This is a genomic window from Paraburkholderia caffeinilytica (assembly GCF_003368325.1).
Classification (GTDB): domain Bacteria; phylum Pseudomonadota; class Gammaproteobacteria; order Burkholderiales; family Burkholderiaceae; genus Paraburkholderia; species Paraburkholderia caffeinilytica.
Genome location: NZ_CP031466.1, coordinates 136,434 through 160,248, shown reverse-complemented (window position 1 = coordinate 160,248; position 23,815 = coordinate 136,434). Strand labels below are relative to the sequence as shown.

The 23,815-nt window shown below is 63.5% G+C and carries 21 protein-coding genes and 1 pseudogene; 7 read left to right on the top strand and 15 right to left on the bottom strand.

Features of this window, described 5'->3' with window-relative positions:
- Window position 1: 1 nt before the first annotated feature.
- The 8 genes from DSC91_RS00740 to DSC91_RS00705 all read right to left on the bottom strand — a co-directional run bounded on the left by DSC91_RS00740 (window position 2) and on the right by DSC91_RS00705 (window position 10,036).
- Entirely contained in the window at window positions 2–589 is a 588-nt protein-coding gene (locus tag DSC91_RS00740; RefSeq protein ID WP_115776368.1) for a hypothetical protein, read from the bottom strand.
- 488 nt (window positions 590–1,077) lie between these two features.
- On the bottom strand, window positions 1,078–2,043 hold the full coding sequence (locus tag DSC91_RS00735; protein WP_115776367.1) for a D-2-hydroxyacid dehydrogenase: 966 nt from the start codon (window positions 2,041–2,043) through the stop codon (window positions 1,078–1,080).
- A gap of 18 nt (window positions 2,044–2,061) precedes the next feature.
- Window positions 2,062–4,131: a transketolase gene (gene tkt, locus DSC91_RS00730; protein ID WP_115776366.1), complete on the bottom strand. Its 2,070-nt coding sequence runs from the start codon at window positions 4,129–4,131 to the stop codon at window positions 2,062–2,064.
- Window positions 4,132–4,252: 121 nt separating this feature from the next.
- Window positions 4,253–6,112, bottom strand: a complete 1,860-nt coding sequence (locus tag DSC91_RS00725; protein WP_115776365.1) for a TRAP transporter large permease — start codon at window positions 6,110–6,112, stop codon at window positions 4,253–4,255.
- 4 nt (window positions 6,113–6,116) lie between these two features.
- On the bottom strand, window positions 6,117–7,160 hold the full coding sequence (locus DSC91_RS00720; protein WP_115776364.1) for a TRAP transporter substrate-binding protein: 1,044 nt from the start codon (window positions 7,158–7,160) through the stop codon (window positions 6,117–6,119).
- A gap of 156 nt (window positions 7,161–7,316) precedes the next feature.
- On the bottom strand, window positions 7,317–8,081 hold the full coding sequence (locus DSC91_RS00715) for an SDR family NAD(P)-dependent oxidoreductase (RefSeq protein ID WP_115776363.1): 765 nt from the start codon (window positions 8,079–8,081) through the stop codon (window positions 7,317–7,319).
- Window positions 8,082–8,195: 114 nt separating this feature from the next.
- On the bottom strand, window positions 8,196–9,194 hold the full coding sequence (locus DSC91_RS00710; RefSeq protein ID WP_115776362.1) for a transketolase family protein: 999 nt from the start codon (window positions 9,192–9,194) through the stop codon (window positions 8,196–8,198).
- Window positions 9,191–10,036 (bottom strand): transketolase, encoded by an 846-nt coding sequence (locus DSC91_RS00705; protein WP_115776361.1) that lies wholly within the window; start codon window positions 10,034–10,036, stop codon window positions 9,191–9,193. The genes DSC91_RS00710 and DSC91_RS00705 overlap by 4 nt, the downstream gene beginning before the upstream one ends.
- A gap of 194 nt (window positions 10,037–10,230) precedes the next feature.
- On the opposite strand from DSC91_RS00705, the gene gcvA reads away from it, so the two are divergent.
- Window positions 10,231–11,121, top strand: a complete 891-nt coding sequence (gene gcvA, locus DSC91_RS00700; protein ID WP_115779627.1) for a transcriptional regulator GcvA — start codon at window positions 10,231–10,233, stop codon at window positions 11,119–11,121.
- A 121-nt stretch (window positions 11,122–11,242) separates the two neighbouring features.
- On the opposite strand, the gene DSC91_RS00695 is transcribed toward gcvA, so the two are convergent.
- Both DSC91_RS00695 and DSC91_RS00690 read right to left on the bottom strand, forming a co-directional pair.
- Window positions 11,243–11,554: a hypothetical protein gene (locus tag DSC91_RS00695; protein WP_115776360.1), complete on the bottom strand. Its 312-nt coding sequence runs from the start codon at window positions 11,552–11,554 to the stop codon at window positions 11,243–11,245.
- Window positions 11,555–11,670: 116 nt separating this feature from the next.
- A complete protein-coding gene (locus DSC91_RS00690; RefSeq protein WP_115776359.1) occupies window positions 11,671–13,362 on the bottom strand; it encodes a purple acid phosphatase family protein in 1,692 nt (563 codons plus the stop codon).
- A gap of 425 nt (window positions 13,363–13,787) precedes the next feature.
- Between DSC91_RS00690 and DSC91_RS00685 the strand changes: the two genes are divergently transcribed.
- From DSC91_RS00685 to DSC91_RS00665, 5 genes are all read left to right on the top strand, one after another.
- Window positions 13,788–14,549, top strand: coding sequence for a DUF3348 domain-containing protein (locus DSC91_RS00685; protein WP_115776358.1), 762 nt, complete (start codon window positions 13,788–13,790; stop codon window positions 14,547–14,549).
- Between the two features lie 10 nt (window positions 14,550–14,559).
- Window positions 14,560–16,914, top strand: coding sequence for a DUF802 domain-containing protein (locus DSC91_RS00680; RefSeq protein ID WP_115776357.1), 2,355 nt, complete (start codon window positions 14,560–14,562; stop codon window positions 16,912–16,914).
- A complete protein-coding gene (locus DSC91_RS00675; protein ID WP_115776356.1) occupies window positions 16,911–17,558 on the top strand; it encodes an OmpA family protein in 648 nt (215 codons plus the stop codon). Before DSC91_RS00680 ends, DSC91_RS00675 begins: the two co-directional genes overlap by 4 nt.
- 1 nt (window position 17,559) lies before the next feature.
- On the top strand, window positions 17,560–18,258 hold the full coding sequence (locus DSC91_RS00670) for a DUF2894 domain-containing protein (RefSeq protein ID WP_229758312.1): 699 nt from the start codon (window positions 17,560–17,562) through the stop codon (window positions 18,256–18,258).
- Between the two features lie 150 nt (window positions 18,259–18,408).
- Window positions 18,409–18,684: a transposase gene (locus DSC91_RS00665; RefSeq protein ID WP_115776355.1), complete on the top strand. Its 276-nt coding sequence runs from the start codon at window positions 18,409–18,411 to the stop codon at window positions 18,682–18,684.
- Window positions 18,685–18,740: 56 nt separating this feature from the next.
- Here DSC91_RS00665 and DSC91_RS00660 read toward each other — a convergent pair whose 3' ends face one another.
- From DSC91_RS00660 to DSC91_RS00650, 3 genes and pseudogenes are all read right to left on the bottom strand, one after another.
- Window positions 18,741–18,965, bottom strand: coding sequence for a hypothetical protein (locus tag DSC91_RS00660; protein ID WP_115776354.1), 225 nt, complete (start codon window positions 18,963–18,965; stop codon window positions 18,741–18,743).
- 116 nt (window positions 18,966–19,081) lie between these two features.
- Window positions 19,082–19,324: pseudogene (locus DSC91_RS00655) on the bottom strand (alkaline phosphatase family protein); the annotation flags it as partial.
- A gap of 45 nt (window positions 19,325–19,369) precedes the next feature.
- Window positions 19,370–19,801, bottom strand: coding sequence for a hypothetical protein (locus DSC91_RS00650; protein ID WP_115776353.1), 432 nt, complete (start codon window positions 19,799–19,801; stop codon window positions 19,370–19,372).
- A gap of 322 nt (window positions 19,802–20,123) precedes the next feature.
- On the opposite strand from DSC91_RS00650, the gene DSC91_RS00645 reads away from it, so the two are divergent.
- Window positions 20,124–21,368 carry an acyl-CoA dehydrogenase family protein gene (locus DSC91_RS00645; protein WP_115776352.1) on the top strand — a complete coding sequence of 415 codons (1,245 nt, stop codon included), beginning with the start codon at window positions 20,124–20,126 and terminating at the stop codon, window positions 21,366–21,368.
- Between the two features lie 105 nt (window positions 21,369–21,473).
- Here DSC91_RS00645 and DSC91_RS00640 read toward each other — a convergent pair whose 3' ends face one another.
- Both DSC91_RS00640 and DSC91_RS00635 read right to left on the bottom strand, forming a co-directional pair.
- A complete protein-coding gene (locus DSC91_RS00640; protein WP_373291923.1) occupies window positions 21,474–22,589 on the bottom strand; it encodes a sigma-54 interaction domain-containing protein in 1,116 nt (371 codons plus the stop codon).
- Window positions 22,586–23,815 (bottom strand): acyl-CoA dehydrogenase family protein, encoded by a 1,230-nt coding sequence (locus tag DSC91_RS00635; protein WP_208645726.1) that lies wholly within the window; start codon window positions 23,813–23,815, stop codon window positions 22,586–22,588. Before DSC91_RS00635 ends, DSC91_RS00640 begins: the two co-directional genes overlap by 4 nt.

The following is a 23,815-nucleotide window of genomic DNA, read 5'->3' as shown; positions in this document are numbered from 1 at the left end:
CTTATTTCATGTCGGGCTGGTTTGGCGGCGGCAGTGACGGATCGAGTTTCGCGGACTGTCTCACCAGTTGATCCGTCATGGCAGCCGCAACCGGGTTCGACCCGGCACGATACGAGTCATTACGACCGGGTTGAACCGGCGGCGGCAATGCCGGATCGAGTTGCGCGGACTCCTTGACCAGTTGATCCGTGATCGCTGACGCGGCCGGATTCGAGCCATGACGATGCAGACTGTCCCGCCTGCCTTCGGCTCGCGGCACGGGGTCGGTCTTCGGCTCGACGTAACGATGAACCGCGACCGGTTCGCGTGGCTGTGTGTCCACTCGCGGCACTGGCACGACGCCCTGAGCCGGCAAGTCGGACACGGTTACCACTGTCCCGCTCGCGGACTGTTTAGGGTCGGTCGCTGTGTTGGCGGAGAGCGGCGTCGCGCCGACCACGGTTCCCGCGGTCACATGCGTGTCACCCGATTGGCGAGAAGTCGCGGCCCATTCCGCCGAGCCGTTTGTCGCGACGTCAGCGTCGGGCGTCGAGCGCTGGCTTTTTTGTAACAATAAAAAAGCGCCGAACACCAGCTCGAGGAGAAGCACTCCGACTATCAATGATGTACGTACATTCCTCATATTAGCCAACGATTCGTTCAGTCGATGCGATTGGATTGATGACAGCCGTTCGCTCGAAGAGCACGTCAAACGGCGAGTTCGCGGCGTGAGCCTGCGATCGGTTGATGTGGGGATGATTTGCGCGGCCCACACACGTTGATTGTCCAGCGGCAATGGTCGGCGGATTCAATCCACCGAGCGGCGCGGAACACCCCCATATGCTAATGCGAAAAAACAATCTGTGCTGAACGGTCGTGGGGTCCGAACGAAATAGTCGGAAATTCGCGGGCATTCTGTGCGCCCGCGACCACCGGAGACTATAGATCGATACTACGAAACATCCGGTTGGAGAGAAGCCATTTTCTCGTCCGGAGCGGTCAGATTTTTGTCGGCAACGAACTAGTTCTCTTCACGTTCGACGCAAACGCGATTCGTCCGACGATCGGTGCGCATCGTGACGCTGCGTCTCCTGTCGATCAATACGCCCCTTGCACCAGATTGCTCGGCGCATCGTTGACGAAGTTTTCGATGTTGTCCATTAATTGATCGGCAAGACTCTGCTGTGCTTCGTCCGACGCCCATGCAACATGCGGCGTCAGAATGACGTTCTTCCGGCCGGCCGCACGCATCAGCGGATTGTCAGCAAGAGGCGGTTCGCTTGCAGTCACATCGAAACCCGCGCCGCTGATCAAACCTTCGTCGAGCGCCTGCATCAATGCACCTTCGTCGACCAGGCCGCCGCGCGCCGTGTTGATGATCAAAGGCTTCCTTTTCATCGCGCGGAACTCGGGCATGGCCAGCATATTCCGCGTGCTCGGTGTGAGCGGGCTGTGCACGGTGATGATGTCGCTGGTGGCGAGCACCTCGTCCCACGGCGTGTAAAGCGGACCCAGGCCGTCGCGCCCCTTGTGCGCGGCGAACATCGGCTGCATGCCGAAGGCTTTGCCGATTTCCGCGACACGCTGACCGAGCACCCCTTCACCGATGATGCCAAGACGCGCCCCTGCCAGATCGTGAATCGCGTGCGTGAAGAAACAGAACTGCCCGGACTTCTGCCACTCGCCGGCGAGCACGTCATCCCGATAGGCGATCAGATTGCGCCGCAGCGCGAGAATCAGTGCGAAGGTGTGCTCGGGCACGGTGTTGATCGCATAGCCGCGAATATTGCACACGGCAATGCCGAGCCGCTGGCAAGCCGCCTTGTCGACGCAATCGGTGCCCGTGGCGGCGACGGCGACAAGCTTCAGATCGGGCAATTGATCGAGCACGTCTTGCGTCAACGCCACCTTGTTGGTGATCGCGATCGACACACCGGCGAGCCGCTGCAACACCTGCTCAGGCGCGGTGTTTTCATACTCGATCAGCTGATGAGCGAAGCGCGGTTCGCGCAACACGATTTGCGGCGCGAGTGTGGCGCGGTCGAGAAAAGCGATCTTATGCATGCTCATGTCCTTTTTGATTTATAGATGCCGCTTTGCTTCGGCCACGACGTGTTCAGCCGTGATGCCGAAGTGCTCGTACAACGTCTCCGCGGAAGCCGACGCACCGAAGCCCGTCATCCCGACAAAGCCACCGCGTTCGCCCAGATAGCGGTCCCAACCGAAACGCAGTGCCGCCTCGATACCGACGCGCACCGTGTTCGGGCCCAGAACCATGGCGCGATAGTCGGCGCTCTGTTCATCGAAGATTTCCCAACACGGCATCGACACCACGGCGGTCGCGATGCCCTCGTCCTGCAATCGACGGCGCGCCTGCAGGGCCAGCGCGACCTCGGAGCCGGTGGCGAGCAAGGTCACGACACGCGCGCCGCCTTCCGCTTCGGCCAGCACATAGGCACCGCGGCGCGATAGCGGTTCGGCGCTATGCTCGCGGCGCACCAGCGGCAACGCCTGCCTTGCGAAAACCAGCGTGCTCGGACCACGCCGATGCTCGAGCGCGAGCGCCCAGCACTCGGCGGCCTCCACCGCATCCGCGGGACGCAGCACGCGCATATTCGGCATTGCGCGTAACGAGGCGAGTATCTCGACGGGCTGATGCGTCGGCCCGTTTTTGCCGACGCCGATCGAGTCGTGGCTAAACACGTAATGCACCGGCAAGCCCATCAGCGCGGCCATGCGCATCGCCGGACGCTGATAGTCGGAGAACGCCAGATACGTAACGCTAGTCGCGACGATGCCGCCGTGCGCAGCCATGCCGTTGGCCATCGCGCCCATCAGATGTTCGCGCACCCCGCAGTGGACGTACGCGCCGCTGGGGTCGTCGGCGGTGAAGGCGTGCAACTGGCGTTTGTGGCCCGTGGGCGCTTCGAGATCGGCGCAACCCACCATGCGTTCGGGCAGTAGCGGCGCGAACAGATCGCTGATCTCGCCGGACACGGTGATGCCAGGCTGCGGCTCGTCGCGTTCCACAGCACGCTTGCGGTAATCGTCGAGCACGTCGCGCCAGCCTTCCGGCAAGCCGCCCGCCATCACTCGTTCGAACTCGGCGCACTGCGCGTCCGGTAACGCGGCGAGGCGTGCGTGCCACGCGTTGTATTCTTCACTGCTGCGCCGGCCCGCCTCGCGCCATGCGCCCAGCACGTCGGAGGGTACGTGGAACGGGGCATGCGGCCAGCCGAGTTGCGCACGCGCCGCGTCGGCATCCGCCTGAAACAGCTTGCCGCTATGCCCGCCGCGTTGTCCTTGCAAGCGCACGATACCGCGGCCGATGACCGTCTTGCACGCGATCATCGACGGCCGCGGATCGGCGCGCGCAATCGTCAACGCCGCAGAGACCGCTTCGAGATCGTGACCGTCGACTTCGATCACCTGCCAACCGGCGACACGAAATCGCGCGCAGACGTCCTCGCTGATCGAGAGTGCCGTGCTGCCGTCGTCGGTGATCTGGTTGTCATCCCAGCAGAGAATCAGTTTGCCGAGCCGCAGATGGCCGGCCAGCGAGATCATTTCCTGGCCGATGCCTTCCTGCAGACAACCGTCGCCCACGAACGCATACGTGTAGTGATCGACGAGCGCACGGCCGAATTTCGCCGCGAGATACGCCTCGGCGATGGCCATGCCGAACGCGTTGGCAATGCCCTGCCCCAGCGGACCGGTGGTCGCCTCGATGCCATGCGCCGGATCGTATTCGGGATGTCCCGCGCAATGCGAACCGAGTTCGCGGAAGGTCTTGAGCTGATCAATCCCGATTGCCTCATAGCCCGTCAGATAGAGCAGCGAATACAGCAGCAGCGAACCGTGTCCATTGGACAGCACGAAGCGGTCGCGGTCGGGCCAGGCGGGATCGGCAGGGTTGAATTTCAGATGCCGGGTGAACAACGCTGTCGCGATCTCGGCCATGCCGAGCGGCACGCCCTGATGGCCTTCACCCGCACGCAGAATTGAATCGATGGAGAGGAAGCGGATCGCATCGGCCAGCGGCAATCGCGACGCCTGCTGTGGAGATGGCGTTTGCGTCGCTGCGGCAAATAACGATGTCGACGGCGTATTCGAAGCAATCGGTGCGGCAGGCTGAGCTTCAGTGGTGGACATGACAAAAGGCTCCTCTACGCCGCCCCGGCATGCGGGGCGGCGGCAATCAGAATGAATCGAATCGGATCAGGCGGAAGAACGTCGTGTGAGGCCGCACCGCGCAGCCTCATACGTCAGCGGATCAATGCAGGAAGCCTGTCGAAATCCACGGCACCGCCGCGACGATGATCAGCCCGGCCATCAACGCGGCGATGTAGCCAAGAATCGGTTTCATCCCTTCGTCGGGATGAATGCGGCTCACCGCGCAGGCCGAGTAATAGCCCACACCGAAGGGCGGTGCGAACAGGCCGACGCCCATCGACAGGATCACCACCATCGCGTAGTGCACATCGTGAATGCCCATCTGCCGCGCGATCGGGAACATGAGCGGGCCGAACAGCACGATCGCCGGAATGCCTTCGAGCACGCTGCCGAGAATCACGAACACGCAGATGGAGGCGGCCATGAACATCGCCGCGCCGCCCGGCAAACCGCCGAGCGTCTGTGCGAGTTGTCCCGAGAAGCCCGATTGAGTGAGCGCCCACGCCATGCTCGTCGCGGCGCCGATGATCAGCAGAATCGCGCCCGACAAGGTTGCGGTATCGATCAGCATCGGCTTGAGCCGCTTCCACTCGAAGCGGCGATAGATCAGCAAGCCCGCCAGCACGGCATACGCAATGCCGATGGTCGAGACTTCGGTTGCCGTTGCAATCCCTTCGACCACTGCCGCGCGAATCACAAACGGCAAGGCGATCGCAGGAAACGCGATGACGAACTTTCGCAGAATCTCGACGCCCGTCGCACGCTTGACGCCCGACATGTCTTCGCGCCGGTAACGCCACTGCACCACGATGCACAAGGTGATCGCCAGCACGATGCCCGGCAGCATGCCACCCGTGAAAAGCGCGGAGATCGACACGCCCGTCACGGAACCGAGCGTAATCAGCACGAGGCTCGGCGGAATCGTCTCGGTCTGCGCGCCGGTCGCGGCCAGCAGCGCGACCAGATCGCCCGGCTTCGCACCGCGCGCTTTCATCTCGGGAAACAACACGGGCGCGACCGCCGCCATGTCCGCGGCTTTCGAGCCCGAAATGCCCGACACCAGATACATCGCGCCGACCAGCACATAGGACAGCCCGCCGCGCACGTGACCCAGCAGGCTCGCGAGAAACGCGATCATCGCCGCGGCCATGCCGGTCATCTCGATCAACTGGCCGAGAAACACGAAGAGCGGCACCGAGAGCAGGATCAGATGCGACATGCCCTCGTCCATCCGGCCGACCACCACCGGCATCGGCGTATTCGTGGTCAGCGCGAGGTAGCCGAAGGTGGCGAGGCCAAACGAGAAGGCAATCGGCACGCCGCTCAGCACACCGAGCGCGACCAGGCCGACAAAGAAGATCAGCAGGTTGATATTGCCGAGATCGTGAAGCAGCGGTCCAAGCGCCATGAAGAGGCCGACCAGCGCAGCGACCGTTGCGATCGCAGCCAGCGTCAGGCGCCAGTTGCTCATGCGGGCGAGCCGCACCACGGCGACCAGCAGCATCAGCGCCGAACCGACCGGCAACGCGGCCGCGCGCCACGAGTTCGACAACTCGAGTGCCGGCGTGGTGATGAACGACTCGTCCTGCGCGAAGCTGATCGCCGGGCCGATCACCATCGCGAGGAACGCGACCGGCGCGGCGATCGCGACCACGTCGAGAAAGACCCGCACGCCCGGCGGCGCCATGCCGACCAGCGCCGTCATCCGCATATGCTCGCCGCGTCGCAAGGCGATCACGGCGCCGAGCATCGCGAGCCACAGGAACAGCATGGAGGCGAGTTCGTCGGACCACACGAGCGGCGCGTGCAGCAGGTAGCGGCTCGTCACGCCGGCCAGCAACACCACGATTTCCGCGAGCACCAGCAAGGCGGCGGGAATCTCCACCAGATGGCCGAGGGCGGAGTCGAGCGCACAGGCGAACCGATGCTGCCGCTCGTGCGAATAGGAGATCGAGATCATCGCATTACCCCAGTCTTCCGACGGACTTCTCCAGCAGCCCCCACGCCTCGTCGCCGTACTTGGCTTTCCAGTCGTGATAGAAGCTCGTCTTGGCCAAGGCGTCACGGAAAGCCGCGCGGTCGACGTCGATAAACGTGATGCCCTTCGATTTCAGATCGTCGCGCAATGACAGGCTGAGCCTGGCGATATCCGCGCGCTGCAGCATCGCGGCGGTTTCGAATTCACGCGTGACGATCGCGCGGATGTCGGCAGGCAGGCGCTCCCATGCGGCGCGATTGCCGAGAATCCAGTAACCGTCCCACACATGCGACGTGAGGCTGATGTACTTCTGCACTTCGTAGAGCTTGGCCGTCGCGATGATCGGCAGCGGATTTTCCTGACCTTCCACCACGCCGGTTTGCAGCGCCGAATACAGCTCGTTGAAATTGATCGGCGCGGGACCGGCGTCGAGCGCCTTGAACAGCGAGGTGAGCATCGGCGCTTGCGGCACGCGAATCTTGAAGCCTTTCAGATCGGCCGGCGCGCGCAACGCCCGGGTCGACGAACTGATCTGCCGGAAGCCGTTGTCCCACACCTTGCTCACCGACACGAGGCCCGACTTGCCGATCTGCGCGCGGATGTAGTTGCCCAGATCGCCGTCCATCGCCTTCCAGACCGCGTCGTAGTCCTTGAACGCGAAGCCGGTGTTGACGATGCCCGCGGCGGGCGTCAGCGTGGCCAGAATCGACGAGGCCTGGTTGAAGAACTCGACGCCGCCATTGCGCACCTGCGACAGCAGATCGGTGTCGGAGCCCAGCTGATTCTGTGGAAAGAGTTTGATGTCGAGGCGGCCCTTGGTCGCTTCGCGAATGCGATTGATCGCTTCCTGGGCGCGCACGTTGACCGGATGCGTCGGGTCCTGGCCGGTCGCCAGCTTGTATGAAAACTCGGGGGCCGCCATCGCGCTTCGCGAGATGCTCCATAACGGCGCGGCGGCGGAGACGGCCGCGCCGGCCTTCAGAAAAGTGCGGCGGCTGATGCCTTGCGGCGCGTTAGAACGGGTTGTCATGGTGTCTTCCTCCAATCCTGGATCGCGCGTCGTTATGGTTTTCGAATCTGAACCGCGGCGGCTGCACGTGTGGCTCACCGCGGTCGTCTGTCCTCTACTGCCGAATCTCCGGCGCCGCCGGCCTCCTGCCAAACGGCCCGTCCTGCCCGAGCAGGATTAGCCGTGAATCAGCATGCCGCCGTTCACGTCGATCACCGCGCCGGTAATATACGACGACAGGTTCGACGCGAGGAACAGGAAGGCGCCGGCCACATCGTCGGGTACGCCCAGGCGGTTGAGGGGAATGCCGGCGAGAATTTCACCGCGCTTGTCGTCGCTGATCTTGCCCGCGTTGATGTCGGTCTGAATCAGACCCGGCGTCACGCAGTTCACACGGATGCCGTCGTTGCCGAGTTCGCGCGCCATCGCCTTGGCGAGACCCAGCACGCCCGCCTTCGCCGCCGAGTAATGCGGGCCGCCGAGAATGCCGCCGCCGCGCTGCGCCGAGACCGACGACATGCAGCCGATCGAACCGCTCTTCTGCTTCTTCATCTGCGGGACGACCGCTTGCGACAGGTACAACACGCCGCGCAAATTGACGTCGAGGATACGGTCCCAGCTTTCCGGATCGATCTCGAGCAGCTTGACCGCCTGGGTAATGCCGGCGTTGTTAATCAGGATATCGATCGATCCGAAATCGGCGACGGTGCGTTCGACCGCCGCCTGGCAAGCGCCGCGGTCGGTCACATTGCAGGCATAGCCGCGATGCCCGGGTCCGATCGACGCGGCGGCTTCGACCGCGGCGTTTTCGTCGAGATCGAAGATGGCGATGCGTGCGCCGTGCGCGGCGAACATGCGGGCGGTCGCCATGCCGATGCCGCGCGGCGACGCGCCACCGGAAATGACGGCGACCTTGCCGTCGAGCAGACGTGACTCTGACATGATGCGTATCTCCTAAGTATGAAGCTTATGGTTTGCTACGTTGTTTGCTATCGGCGGCTACGTGTGCATGGCGCTGATCGACGCCGCGCGGTTCCGATCGACACCGATGAACCGCTACCGCAGCCAGCCTTTGATCGTGTCGCACATCGCCTCGGTGGAAATGCCGTAGCGGTCGTGCAAGGTGGGCAGCGCGCCGGCGTCGAGAAACGCGTCGGGCAGGCCGATCTGACGGAACGGCGGCGTGACGCCGTTGGTCAGCAGCACGGCGGCCACCGCTTCGCCCAGCCCGCCGATCACCGTATGGTTCTCCGCCACCACCACGAGACGGCCGGAACGGCGCGCTTCGCGCAGCAGCGTGGCGGTATCGAGCGGCTTGATGGTCGGCACGTGCAGCACGCCCACGTCGACCCGATCGGCGGCCAGCGCCTTCGCCGTTTCCAGCGCGCGCATCGTCATGATCCCGGACGAGACGATCAGCACCTCGGCGCCGTCGCGCAGCAGCTTCGCTTTGCCGAGTTCGAACCGATAGTCATATTCGTCGAGCACGACCGGCACGTTGCCGCGCAACAGCCGCGCATACACCGGCCCGCGATGGTCGGCGATCGCCGGTACCATCTGCTCGATGTCGATGGCGTCGCACGGGTCGATCACCGTGAGGTTCGGCATCGCGCGGAACAGGGCGAGGTCTTCCGCCGCCTGGTGGCTCGGACCGTAGCCGGTCGTGAGGCCGGGCAAGGCGCAGACGATCTTGACGTCGAGGTTGTCCTCGGCAATCGCCTGGTGGATGAAGTCGTAGGCACGGCGCGCGGCGAATACGGCGTAGGTGGTGACGAACGGCTGCGCGCCTTCGTGCGCCATGCCGGCCGCCGCGCCCATCAGCAGTTGTTCGGCCATGCCCATCTGGTAATAGCGCTCGGGGTATTCCTTCGCGAACAGATGCAGGTCGGTGTACTTGCCGAGATCGGCAGTCATGCCGACCACGTCGGGCCGGTTGCGCGCCAGTTCGACCAGTGCGTGGCCGAACGGCGCGGAACGCGTGATCTGCCCTTCGCCGGCGATCGAGGCGATCATCGCCGACGTCTTCAAACGCGGTTTCGGTACGGCGGCGCTCATACGTTTCTCCCGGCTTCCAGCGCCTGCAGCGCGAGTTGCCACTCGTGCGCATCGACGCGGATAAAGTGATTTTTCTCGCGCGCTTCGAGGAACGGCACGCCGCAACCCATCCGCGTATCGCAGACGATGATTCGCGGTTGCGCTTCGGGATGCGCGTGGGCCGCATCGAACGCGGCGACGACGGCCGCGAGATCGTTGCCGTCCACGCGTTGCACGAACCAGCCGAACGCCTGGAGTTTCTCGACCAGCGGCTCGAACGCCATGACGCTGGACGACGGGCCGTCGGCCTGCTGGTTGTTGACGTCGACCATCGCGATCAGGTTGTCGAGCTTCCAGTGGGCGGCCGACATCAGGCCCTCCCAGATCGCGCCTTCGTCGAGTTCGCCGTCGGAGAACAGGGTGTAGACGCGGGCATCCGAGCCTTTGCGCTTCAGGCCCAGGCAGCGGCCCACCGCAATCGTCAATCCCTGGCCGAGCGAGCCGCCGGACATCTCCATGCCGGGCGTATAGCTCGCCATGCCGGACATCGGCAAACGACTGTCGTCGCTGCCGTAGGTTTCCAACTCTTCGTCGGCGATGACGCCGGCCTCGATCAGCGCCGCGTACAGCGCGATGGCGTAGTGGCCGTTCGAGAGCAGAAAGCGGTCGCGGCCTTCCCATTCGGGGTCGTCGGCGCGATAGCGCATGGCGCGGAAGTAGGCGACGGCGAGGACATCGGCGATGTCGAGCGCCTGGCCGATATAACCCTGGCCCTGCACTTCGCCCATGCGCAGCGCGTTGCGGCGAATCTGGTAAGCGTGCTCCGCGAGCTTGGCGTACGGCGCGGTTTCGCTAGTGGTCACTGTTTGTCTCCTGTCGATCGGAGTTCGCGCTTTGGCTCGCTACTCCGGTCCCATGCGGCACGGTTGCGCGTAGGTCTCCTGGCAGGGACCGCGGTGATGCCGATCCCAGTGACTCAAGCGTAATCTCGCCCTCACACGCGCTCAAACGAATTAAGATGGGTCAATGGATGAATTCAATTCACCTTGATGCTGCCATGCACAATCGCATTACCTTCAAGTCGATACAGGCATTCGAGGCCGCCGCGCGGCTTTCGTCGTTCGCGCTCGCAGCAGACGAACTGTTTGTCACGCCCTCAGCCGTCAGCCATCAAATCAAGCTGCTGGAAGAGCAATTGAGCATTCGTCTGTTCCATCGGCTGCACCGCACGGTGATCCTGACGGACTATGGGAGGCAATACGCCGAGGAGATCACCGCGGCGTTCGCGCGGATCGACTCGGCCACCCGCGAGATCGGGCGCGCCGCCAAGAGCGACATCCTCACGATCCATTGCACGCCCAGCTTTGCGACGCAATGGCTGATGCCGCGCATCGCGCGCTTCAGTGCCGCGCATCCGGATATCGACGTGCGGTTGAATGCATCGTCAGAGGCGGTGGATCTGATCTCGGAAAAGGTGGATATCGACATCCGCTACGGTCCGAGAAAGCTGCAGCCGGCCGGCACGATGGTGCTCGAACTGCCGCCCGAGACGATCGTGCCGCTGTGCTCGCCCGCGCTCATGGCCGGAGAACATCCGCTGCGCAGCGTCGCGGATCTACCGCACCATGCGCTGATTCATAGCGAGGGGTGTCTGGTCGGGTGGCGGGACTGGATGCGTCTCCACCGCAAGACGCGGCTCGATATCGCACGCGGTCCGCGTTTCGATCGCTCGTTCATGGCGATCAGCGCGGCGGTGGACGGCCTGGGCGTTTGCCTCGAAAGCCTGCTTCTGGCGCAACGCGAACTGGAAACCGGCCGGCTGGTGGCGCCGTTCGGCCTGGAAGGACTCCCTGTGCACGGCTACACGCTGAACCTGCTGAAATCGCGCGCCGAATTGCCGAAGCTGCATAGCTTCCAGCATTGGCTGTTTGCGGAACTTGAGAAGTGACGCGCGTGCCCCTTCGATCCGGTCATGCGCAAACGGCCGGCAGAAGAAGGAAGGCGCGATCTCCCCGCGCCGCCCACTCGGATTGCGTCGCCTCGTGTTCCTGCAACGAGGCGACCGGCCGTTAAGGTTTGCCTTTGAGCGTAAACGGCGCCAGCAACGACCGTACGTCGACCTGCTGCCCCTGGAGCAGAAGCAGCCTGGCGTGGAGCACCATGTTCTCGAGAACAAGCTTGGCGGTGCTCAGCAGATACAACGCATGAATGTCGGAGATCGACATGTTGCCTGCTTCGACCTGGTGGTGGCGCTCGACCAGCGAACTCATGACCAGCCGCCTGAGTTCCTGTTCTCCGAATGGAAGGTCCGCGTAGTCGATCGGGTCGTCGGCTTCCACTTCCCGCAGCAGTTCCACCAGCGTTTCCGTGCTCACGTCCATGTGCAGGCTCCACGTTGTCGTTCAAGACCAGCATAGCCAAACAAAGGCACCAGCCCAGACAGCCTACCGCGTCTGCCTGGGCGAGTCCAGCGTCGAACGTGACGTTAGCGTAGCGCTCACCCCCGCCGTTTCTTCTTCAACTCGATCGTTTCGAACAACTCATAGTTTTGCGTCGGGGTTTGATCCGCGCCCGGGGCGTGATAGTAGTTCATCGTTATCGAGGTCTCGCCCCCCGGATGTCCCGGATCATGGTCGAACACCGCGATACCGTAGCCCGTGCCGGTATCCCGTTGCGCTGACCATATCGCATCTTCGACGGCATCCGCGCTGGCGCGCACGAACGTACCCGCGGCCGTTCCGGCAACCGGACGATTGGGTCGCGTGAAAATACGCGCCTGCGGCAAGCCTGTCCCGGCATCCACACCGTACACATCGAGCGGCGCACTCGTGCCGCCACCGCCGAGAATCAGGTGAATCGTGCCGTGGCTCGTATCGAACGTCGACGCCCCCGACGATACCGCCGACATCACCGGCCGCGGCTGCAACGTATCGACCACGCGCCCCGTGGCGATATCGGTGCCCTTGTTGTGATTGCAGCCGCGCACGGGATAGCTGCGCTCGTAATCATGGTCATGCCCGCACAGCACCAGATCGACCCCGTAGCGGTCGAACAGCGGCAGCCAGGCTTCGCGGATGCCCTTGTCGGAACCGTTGCCGGTCTTCGACGAACTCAGCGCATCCTGATGCATCTGCACGACGATCCAGTCGACTTCGTCGTCTTCGGCCGCCCGGCGCAATGTCTTCTCGAGCCAGCGGGTCTGCTCGCCCTCGCTATAGCCACGCACATAGAGCGACGTGCCCGGCTGGATCGGCGGATTGCCCGTGCTCGCCACCGGCACCAGGGGATTCGGACCCGCGACGAACGCGGCTGCATCCTGATAGACCACGTCGTCCGCATCGAGCGAAATGAAGAGCACCGAACTCACGCGGAAGCTGTACCAGCGCCCCTGGTAGCGCGTGTGATTCTCAGGCAGCGTGTAGCGCGAGAGATACGAGGCAAGGCCTTGCTCGCCGTTGTGGAACTCGAGTTCGTGATTGCCCGGACAGGGCATCCACGGCCGGTTCGACGCCGAGGTCTGGCAGTTGTTGCCGAAGTCGCGCCACACCTCGGGCTGGTGCGCCGGATTCAGATTGGCGTAGCAGAGGTCGCCGTTGAGCAGGTGGAACAGCGGCTGAAATCGCTCGACGGCCTGAACCGCAAAGCGGCTCTGCGGCGACGACAGGATCCAGCCGGTATTGGGCGTCGCGAGATCGCCGTAGCTCGTCCAGCGAAATGGCGCGCGGCCGCGGGGCGCCGTACGGAAGCTCGCGGTAAAGGGCTGGGCCGCGTTGCTGTCGTTGTCGGCGCTCACCTCGTACTCGTAGCTCGTATCGGCCTTCAGGCCACGCAAACGGGCGTGATAAGTGAACACGACCTCGCCGTTGATGCCATCGGTATAGGTGCCTTGAACGCCGTGCACCGTGTCTCGCGCCGCGCCTGGCCCGCCGAAGCGCACCTTCGGGTTGACCGCCGGCGCCGGCGACGCCCACGACACGGTGACCTCGCTCGTCGGATCGTTGCCCCAGGTCAGGTGGATCTGCTCCGGCGTACCGTCGGGTGTGCTGTTCGCGGCCCGTGCCGCCGATGCGAGCGTGCCCGCTGCCGTCGCGAGGCTGGATGCGCCGGCAAACTTCAGAAACCCGCGGCGCGAGACGATGGTCGCGCCCTGATCGGCCGGCGAATCCTTGACGATTTTCTTGTTCGACATGGCTAGTGTTTTTGTATGGGGTGGAAGGTCGCCGACACGGCCGGCCGGCGCACGATGCTACGTGGGCCGTGAGTGCCGTGCCGGACCACGGCGCGACAGAAGTGACAGGGCATCCTAGTCGTGAAGCGATGACAGCCGGATGAAACGGCCGGAGGTGGAAGAGACTGTGCAGCGGCTTTCGGGAGTGGCTGTTCGGCGTCGGCGCGGTACCTCACACCGTCCGTCAGCCGCAATTGCTCTATTGGCTGACGGCGCAAAAGCCGCTTACGCCGTGCACAAAAACCGGCATCGGCGACCAGCATCCAGGCCTCGCGAATGCCCTCTCAGCCGCGCTAAAAGACCGCGCTCAGGCGCCCCACCCATTAAGGGGCTGCATCCCCCACCCCGTCGGCGTGTAAACTGCTGACTTTTTTGACTCTGGTGGTATGGTGCAAGTCCCACAGCGCACAGCTTTCAGTGGCCCGGCGCTCATCCGTTTACTTGCTCGCCTGACGGATGTCGATGTTCCCGAATCCAGCCTGTCGCTTTCGGACCGGCTAAGCCAATGGCTCGGCTGGACCGACGCGATCGCGTTGTCCTCGGCGCTGAGCAACGCTCCGCCTGCCGTCGCCGCCGGCGCACGCGCCTTCAGCGACGCTGAAGAGAGCGAGTGCGCCCGCGTGCGCACGTCGTTGGCGGACGCCATCGTCGAGGATAGCGTGCTTGCCGTCGCGAGGCATCGCGGGTCGACGGCACGGACGCTCCCTCAAGGCGCCCCCATGAACGCGCCGGTCGACTATGCGGTTTTTCGTCAACGCTACCTCTCCATGCAGCAGTCGATGGAGACGGGCATCGGCAACCTGCGCGCTCGCCTGCGGGCCGCGCTGGCCGCCAGAGCGCCCGCCATGGCCCGGCTCGCGGTGGTGGACGCCGTGATGGAGCGAGCGCTCAGCGAGCGTGAGCGGAGTCTGCTGGCCGCCGTGCCCGGCTTGCTCGCGGGGCACTTCGAGCGGTTGCGCCAGGCGGAGCAACAGGCACAGGCCGAGGCTGAAACCGAAGCCTCGGTGGACGCCGCAACCGCCTCACCCACCTCGCCCGGCGCATGGCTGGACACGTTCCGCAAGGATATGCAAAGCGTGTTGCTCGCCGAACTGGATGTTCGTTTACAACCGGTCGAAGGGCTGCTCGCGGCCCTTCGCACCTGCTAACTGGGACACTATGTCCAGATATCTCAATCTCGTTGTTTTTCTGGCAGGTCTGGCCGCGGTGTGCTGGATCGGTGCCGGTTACGTCGGCTCCAACGCGCTGGCATTGGCGGTCACGCTGTTGATCGGCGTTTGCTATCTGACGGGCGCGCTCGAGCTGCGACGCTACAGTCAGGCCACGTCCACGCTGGCGCGTGCGGTCGCGGGCCTGTCCGGGCCGCCGCCCAGCCTGGGCGCCTGGCTCGACCCGTTGCATCCCACCCTGCGCCATGCGGTGCGCCTGCGCGTCGAGGGTGAGCGCGCGGCGTTACCGGGCCCGGCGCTGACGCCGTATCTGGTCGGCCTGCTCGTGTTGCTGGGCATGCTCGGCACGCTCCTCGGCATGGTGGCGACCCTGCGAGGCACCGGCATGGCGCTGGAAAGCGCGACGGACCTGCAGGCTATCCGCGATTCGCTCGGCGCGCCGGTCAAGGGGCTGGGCTTCGCGTTCGGCACGTCGATTGCGGGCGTGGCCACATCCGCGATGCTGGGACTGCTTTCGGCGTTGTGCCGGCGCGAACGGATCGATGCCGCGCAGGCGCTCGACGTGAAGATCGCGACGACCTTGCGCATCTACTCGCAGACGCATCAGCGCGAGGAAAGCTTCAAACTCCTGCAGCGGCAGACGGAGGTCATGCCCGCCCTGGTCGATCGTCTGCAGACGATGATGGCGGCCATCGAGCAACAAAGCCTCGCCTTGCACGAGCGGCAGATCGCCAGCCAGGATGCCTTTCACGGCAAGGCAGAGGCGGCCTACACGCGCCTTGCCGCGTCCGTGGAGCAGTCGTTGAAGGAGAGCGTGGCCGAAAGCACCCGCGCCGCCAGCGCGGCGCTGCAGCCGGTCATGGCCGCCACGATGGCGGGCCTCGCACGCGAGACTGCCGCGATGCACGACACCGTCACGCAGGCCGTGCAGCGGCAACTGGACGGCCTCTCGAACGGATTCGAGACCACCACCACCACCGTCGCGGGCATCTGGAACAAGGCCCTTGAGGGGCAGCAGCGTTCGAACGAGGCGCTCACCGAGCACCTGGGCACGTCGCTGGACCGATTCACCGAGACCTTCGAGCAACGCTCGGCCGGCCTGCTGGAAGGCATCGCGGCACGCCTCGATGCAACGGCGGGCAACGTGTCAGAAGCATGGAGCGAGGCGCTGTCGCGGCAGGAACAGGCCGGGGAGAAGCTGGCGGGCCACCATCAGCAAGCGCTCGCGGCGGCCGCGGCAAGCTTCGAGCAGCACTCGGCATCACTGCTGCGCACAGTCGGTCAGTCGCATACCGACTTGCAGGCGGAACTGGCTTCGCGAGACCAGCAGCGATTGGCGGCCTGGACCGAGACGCTCGGCTCGATGGCCGCTACGTTGAGCAAGGAATGGGAGCAGGCGGGCACGCTCAGCGCGAGCCGGCAGCAGGAAATCTGCGACGTGCTGGCGCAAACCGCGCGCGACCTCTCCGCTCAAACTCAGGCGCACGCGAGCAGCACGATCGCCGAGATCGACCGGCTCGTGCAAGTGGCGGCGCAAGCGCCTAAGGCTGCGGCGGATTTGCAGGCGGAACTGGCCGCGCGAGATCAGCAGCGGCTGGAAGCCTGGACTGCGGCACTCGGTTCGATGGCCGCCACGCTGAGCAAGGAATGGGAGCAGGCCGGCACGCACACAGCAAGCCGGCAGCAGGAAATCTGCGAGACGCTGGCACAAACCGCACGCGACATCTCGGCCCAGACACAAGCCCACGCGAACAGCACGATCGCCGAGATCGGCCAGCTCGTGCAAGCCGCATCGGAAGCGCCGAAGGCCGCGGCGGAAGTCGTCGCCGAATTGCGTCAGAAGCTCTCCGACAGCATGGTCCGCGACACCGCGATGCTGGACGAGCGCAGCCGCTTGCTGGCGACGCTGGAAACCCTGCTCGATGCCGTCAACCATGCGTCCACCGAACAGCGCACGGCCGTCGACGCGCTCGTCGCCACGTCCGCGGATTTGCTGGATCGTGTCGGCACGCGTTTCACCGACAAGGTCGAGCTCGAAACCGGGAAGCTGGGCGCGGTGGCCGCGCAGGTCACCGGCAGCGCCGTCGAAGTGGCGAGCCTCGGCGAAGCATTCGGCGCGGCCGTCCAGCTGTTCGGCGAGTCGAACACCACGCTCGTCGCGCATCTGCAGCGTATCGAAGCCGCGCTCGACAAGTCGCTCGCGCGCAGCGACGAACAGTTGGCCTACTACGTCGCCCAGGCGCGAGAAGTCATCGACCTGAGCATGATGTCGCAGAAGCAGATCGTCGAAGACCTGCAGCACCTCGCGGGCAAGCGGGCGTCGGTCGGAGCTGAAGCGGCATGAGCGAGGAAATCGACGGCGGCGTGGAAACCACGGCGCCTATCTGGCCCGTCTTCGGCGACCTGATGTCGGTGCTGCTGGGTGCGTTCGTGCTGATCCTGGTGGGCGTCATCGGCGTGCAACTGGAGCTCTCGACCCGGCTGGAACAAGAGGTCAAGCAGCGCCAGATGGAAACACAGCGCCGCAAGACCCTGGAGCAGGCATTGGCAGGACCGCTGGCAGCGGGCCGGGTGACGCTGGTCAACGGACGCATCGGCATCAACGGCAGCGTGTTGTTCGCACTGAACTCCGATCAATTGCAGCCCGAAGGCCGGGACGTCCTGAAGAGCCTGGCGGGGCCGTTGTCCGCTTATCTTCGGGCTAATGACGAGATCCTGATGGTGAGCGGCTTCACCGACGACCGCCAGGTGCGGGAGGCTAACCGCCGCTTCGCCGACAACTGGGAGCTATCGGCCGAGCGTGCGCTGACGGTGACCCGTGCGTTGATCAGCGAAGGCGTCCCTGCCGCGTCCGTATTCGCGGCCGCGTTCGGCTCGCAGCAGCCCGTCAGCTCGAATGCCGACGACCAGGGCCGAGCGAAAAACCGGCGCGTGGAAATAGCACCCGTCCCGAGGCCTTCGAGCGCAACGGTGAAGCCCCGTGAGTAGTGTGAGCAACACGAATAGCGGCGCTCGCGACGTGACGAACAGCGCCCGCGCAACGCTCGACGCATGGCGCGAGCGCGGCGCCGATCGTCTGGATCCCATCCGCTTTCATTTCATCGAGGCGCTGGATCGACGCGCAGCCGGTCATAGTGGCGAGGCGCGGCGTCTGCTGGATGAGAGACTGTTCAGCCTGATCGAGGCGTATGCCGGCGATCTTGAGCAAGCTGCTTCACGTGCGGCTGATGCCGATGCCGATGCCGGCAACGACACCACGACCACGGCATCAGCCACCGAACCCGCTCGCGGAACGCTGGCTGGACTGATCGACTACATCGACAGTCATGCGCCGGCAGACGGCGACGGCCCCACAACGCATACCGACACGCCTCGGCCATCCTCCTATCCGGAACTGGAGGTGCTCGATTACTTCAGGCAAACCTGGTCCAAGGTCCGTTCCGAGAAACAGTTGCGGCAATCGCTAAAGAAAGCGCCGGGTAATGCCGGTCCGCTCAACTCGAGCAGTCTCGTGCATCGATCGCTCTCACTGATGCGGGAGCTGTCGCCAGGCTATCTCCAGCAGTTCCTGTCGTACGTCGACGCGTTGTCGTGGATGGAGCAGATGAACGGCGGCAGCGCCCTGCCGGCGAAAGATGCACCTCGCGCCGCGAGCGCGAGGAAGACCACCAAGGGCAAATCCCGTTAGCGTAGGAGCGGCTCAGTCGTGCCCCTCGACCATCACAATCCGGCCAAAACAATCCTCCGGTTTGCACTGTTTTCACATCCGATATCGCGATTTAGAAGGCTGACTCTACCTGGGATAATCAGATTGCACTGGCCGGTTACTATCTGAAAAATGCCCGAATCCCCGCTGTCCGATGAAGATTGGCAACGCATTGCCCACCTGTTCCACCACGACACCACACCGAGAGTCGGCCGACCACGGCGAGATCCGCGCGAGATCGTGAACGCCATCCTGTGGATCGTTCGCAATAACGAAAAGTGGCAACGTCTCCCCGCCAACTTTCCGCCATCGCAAACCTGCTACATCAAATGGCTGGAGTGGCGACGCGCCGGGATGATGTCGAAGGTCTTCGCCGAACTTGGCATGAGCGAGCAGATGGAGTGTTGAGCAACATAAAAAAACGGGCCAGTCCCGTGAAGGACTGGCCCGCTCACCGCACACAATCACGTCTGAGGATTCGTATCGTCTGTGGCCTGAGCATTGTCGGCGTCGTCCTGCTTCTGGTCGTCTTTCTTCTCGACCAGCGACTCCAATGCACCGGCGCCTTCAAAGCCTGCCACCGCTGCAATGCCTTTCGTCAGCAGGCCTGCTTCCGGATCGACTTTTTCCGCTGCTTCAACGGCCGCTACTGCGCCAGCGATCTTGCCTACTTCGTCCAAGAGTCCCATTTCGCCCTCCGCGAGAAAAAGTGAAATGCCATCCTCTCACGAACTTGACGCCTTGTCGCCAAATGTAAAATTGATTTACCAGTTTGCGGCCGACTCGAAATGACAATGAAAGAAATGTCGAATACGTATGCTGAAATCGCCTTCGTCCGATCCGCCTGGCGCGGCTGGAACCACACCGGCTGGCCGTTCGGCAGCGTCACGGGAAAGCGGTCGTTATAACCGCGCACGCCGCTCAGGTGAGCGGGATAGTGATCGAACGAGCGGTTCTCCTGCATGAAGACGACAATGTGCTGCACGTCCTGGATCGTGCCGGTGACCGAACTCGGTTCGATGGCTAACGCCTTGCGAATCGATTCGGGATTTCGATTTATTACATGCGAGTGTCGTGCTGGAAAGCAGATCGACTACGTGTTATCGCTAGCGTTTGGGGGCTGCGGATTATTCGCCGGATTGGTATCGAATCTGGCGACGCTTTTAATGCCATCGTCACCGGCGAGTGCCAGCAGTTCAGCTTCCATCACGCCGGCGATTTCCTTGCCGTATATCTCGTCGCCGTTCACATAGACAGTGAACGATTGCAAGTACTTCGCTTTTTTCTGCGGGTTCTCAATGGTCTGCCGCGTCCATTGATAAAGCGGATAGTTTTCCGGGCCTTGTTGTTCCGCTTCACTCACGTAGTCGGCGAAAGCGTCGAATTGACATTTCAAAGTTGCGTTGTGCTTGCGCAGTACATTGCGAAGCTCAACATGCGAAGCACCCGCCACGTCTATGCGCAGATCGTTTGCAAGTTCGGGTGAGACGGTAATTCTTAACTGGAATTGCCATGTGGGTTCCATATCGACCTCGGTATCGAATCGTCAGCGCGCTCGCGGACATGAAAGAAGGTAGCATGGCCGCGATCCATCGGTGCTTCGAACCGAAGCGCCAATTCTCAATTCGCCACTCGCGTGAGTTGGCAACGTTCCGGCTTCAAGCTGCTGTCAGGCAAGCAGTTCATCAGCACACTGCTCTCAAGCCAGCAGCAAGCAACCCCTGCCCGCCCCATAGATCAGCAAGACGACACGTTCGTATCGATGGCATGGCTCGTGCTTTTCAGTCCGTACGGTCAAGAGCCCAATCGCTCTGCCTCACTCCACCTATCGACTCAAGAGCAGGCGCATGACATCAGAAAACCAGCGTGAAAAATTGCCACTTTCATACGGCACCGACTATGAACAGTTGGCCGCCAGATTCAGACCCATCTTCACCCGGATCGCGGAAGGCGCGCTCGAACGCGAGCGCACGCGTGCGCTGCCCTACGAGCAGATTGCCTGGTTGAAAGAAGCCGGGTTCGGCGCCGTCAGAGTGCCGCGTGAATACGGCGGCGCCGGCGCATCACTTCCGCAACTCGTGCAGTTGCTTATCGAACTGGCCGAGGCCGACTCGAGTTTGCCGCAAGCGCTGCGCGGCCACTTCGCCTTCGTCGAAGACAGGATCAATGCGGCACCCGGCGCCGCACGGGAAAAATGGTTGCAACGCTTCGTGGCAGGCGAAATCGTCGGCAACGCGTGGACCGAAGTCGGCGCGGTGAAGATCGGCGACGTGATCACGCGTGTCTCGCGCAACGACAACCAGTGGGTCGTCAACGGAACAAAGTATTACAGCACGGGCAGTATCTTCGCCGACTGGATCGACGTGTACGCACAGCGCGACGACAACGGCGCCGACGTCATCGCAGCAGTGAGCACGCACCAGCCAGGCGTCAAACAAAGCGACGACTGGGATGGCTTCGGTCAACGCACCACCGGAAGCGGGACGTCTGTATTCGAGAATGCCGTAGTCGAAGAAGAGGACATCATCGACTTCTCCACGCGTTTCAAATACCAGACGGCGTTCTATCAACTCGTGCTGATCGCCGTGATTGCCGGTACGGGACGCGCTGCCTTGCGCGACATCTCGCACGAAGTACGCAAACGCACCCGGGTGTACAGCCACGGCAACGCGCCGCGCGTCAGCGAAGACGCCCAGGTGCAGCAGGTGGTGGGACAAATAGCGGCGCGCGTGTATGCGGCGGAAGCGGCCGCTGTGCGCGCCGCGGAGCCGTCGCAAAGAGCGTACGAAACGCGCTTCGGCGCGGACCGCGATGCTGAACACGCGGCGAACGTGGCCGCCGAAATCGAATCGGCCAAAGCGCAAGTCGCCGTGGCCGGTTTGATTTTGCAGGCGACCACCGACCTGTTCAACGCACTCGGTGCTTCGGGCACCAGCGAAAACAAACTATTGGACCGTCACTGGCGAAACGCTCGCACCGCGGCATCACACAATCCGCTGATCTATAAGGAACGGATCGTGGGGGACTGGGAAATCAACGGCAAAGAGCCGCCCTTTGTCTGGCAGATCGGCAACAGCAGAACTGCAGCGTAGTTCGCTACTCCCGTGGCACGCAGCGACACGTGGACCGGTCTCGTGGGCGGTCCGCTTCGCCGTCTAAAGGCACGCCAAAGAAAGTACTGCATCACGCATATGAGCCTACTTCTGCGCGGAAATCTGCTTCGCCCGGATCAACCGTGCCCGCAACACATTGCGACTAATGCCCAGCAACCTCGCCGCCTGAATCTGATTCCGGTAGCAGAAGTCGAACGCCACGCGCATCACCGTGTCTTCGATCTGTTCGAACAGGTTGCCTTCCGCGTGATCGAACAGATGGCGCAACGCTCCCTCCAGCCCTTCCAACGGTGTGGACGCAACAGGTTCACTGGCCGCTCGTCGCGCGGCATGAACCCCGAACGACGACATCTGCAAATCGCCCTCGCCCAGCGAATCGCTGCGGCACACCAGCAACGCATAGTGGATGACGTTCTCGAGTTCACGGATATTGCCGGGCCAACCATGCTCCAGCAACTTTCGCTCCGCGCGCGGCTCGATGTCGACGGGGCCGTAGCCCAGCCGGTTCCGGTACTCCTCGATGAAATATCGGGCCAGCGGCAATATATCGCCGGGTCGATCGCGCAGCGTCGGCACCGCCAGATGCACGACGTTCAGCCGATAGAACAGATCCTCGCGGAAATGGCCCGCCGCCACGGCGTCCTGCAGATGCACATTGGTGGCCGCCAGCACGCGCACGTCGATGGGAATGCTCCTGCGCGAGCCGAGCCTCACGATCTCGCGTTCCTGCAATACGCGCAGCAGTTTCACCTGCATCGACAGCGGCAGGTCGCCTATCTCGTCCAGAAACAGCGTCCCGCCATTGGCCGCTTCGAACCAGCCGGGTTTGGCGCAGAACGCGCCGGTGAACGCGCCTTTCTCGTGGCCGAACAATTCGCTCTCCACCAGCGACTCGGAGAACGCCCCGCAATTGACCGCTACAAACGGGCCGTCCTTGCGAGCACTCAGATTATGCACATGACGTGCGACCAGCTCCTTGCCCGTCCCGGTCTCGCCGATCACGAGCACGTTGGCGTCGCTCGGCGCCACCATGCGAATGCGTTCGAGCAACGCCAGCGATTGCGGGTCCGAGAAAACCTGTGCGGTCGCGCGAATCGAGGTGGTCAAGGTGCGCTTGTCGGGCATTGTCAGCAAAGGCGGCACTTCCGTTCGCGCGATGGCAGGCCGGTCTGGTAACACGTGATTGAGTGAATAGTTCATGAGTAGAAGCTCGGCGTCGGATATCGTTGCGTCAGCGCCCATTCGCCGATTTCTCGAAGCTTATAGGCGAGCGGATCGTGAAGCGTATGAGTGCGCAAATTCCGCCAGTGACGGTCCAGCCTCAGCGCGCCATGCGTCGCACGCGCGCCGGCCACGTCGAACATACGGGTGCAGATGCTGAACCCGATTTCGGTGGCGGCAACTTTGGCCGTTGCAACCGCCAACGCCACGTCGCCACGTTCGGCGTCAGTCAGTGCATCTGCTCGAGTCCAGGCCGCATCGAAACGATCGGCCGCGCGGTCGGTCAACAGCCGCGCCGCCTCGAGGCCCGCCCAGAACTTGCCGTACTGACCGAGGATATAAGGGTCCGCCGCGGTGGTTTGCACGCCGGACGTATGCCACGGACGCGCCTCATGAAGCGTGTAGTGACGGGCGTCGTTAAACGCGCTTTCGCCTATGCTGAGGTACACATTCGTCAGGATCAGCTGAGCAAGCAAGGGGCGCAGGCACGCAAAAGGCGTCGACAGCGGCCCCGGGTCGGTCAGAATCTCGTGGTTCTCCACCCGCACCTTTTCCAGCGTCACCGTGCCGCTGTCCGTTTGGCGCTGGCCGATGTTGTTCCAATCCTCCGCGACGGAGATGCCCGTGCGCCCGGTCGGGACTGCCGCGATCAGCAACGCTCCGGTATCGGCGTCTCGCGCGGAAGCGATCAGCATTTCGGAATCGAGCGCGCCGGAACAGAAGCTCTTCTGCCCGCTGAATTCCCGCCAATCCGCGTGCGAGTGACTCACGGCCCGTTCATCCAGCGGGTTTAACGCATTGCCCCAGAACCATTGGCGGCGGGCAGTCTGCTCGAACCAGGCGCGCCACTGCGGCGCCGAGCCGAACAGACGCACCGTCGCCAGCATCAGATGGTGGAAGCCGAATACGTGTCCAAGCGAACTGTCGGCGCGGCCGAGCGTGCGGACCACGTCCAGCGTCTGCCGCCAGTTGGCTCCAAGGCCACCATGCACCTCGGGAATGCTCATCGCGAGAAGACCGCTGAGGCGCAACGCGTCCCGCTCCGCTTTCGGCGTTCCACCTCGCGTGTCGCGTTCGGCGGCGGTTAGCGCGAATGCGGTCGCGAGCCGCTGCGCGATCTGCAGGGGCGTTTCGTTGACCGATGCTGTCTGCGCGCTCGGTAGCAGGGAAGCCGGCGCGTCCGGCAGTACGTAGGTCGAATTCAT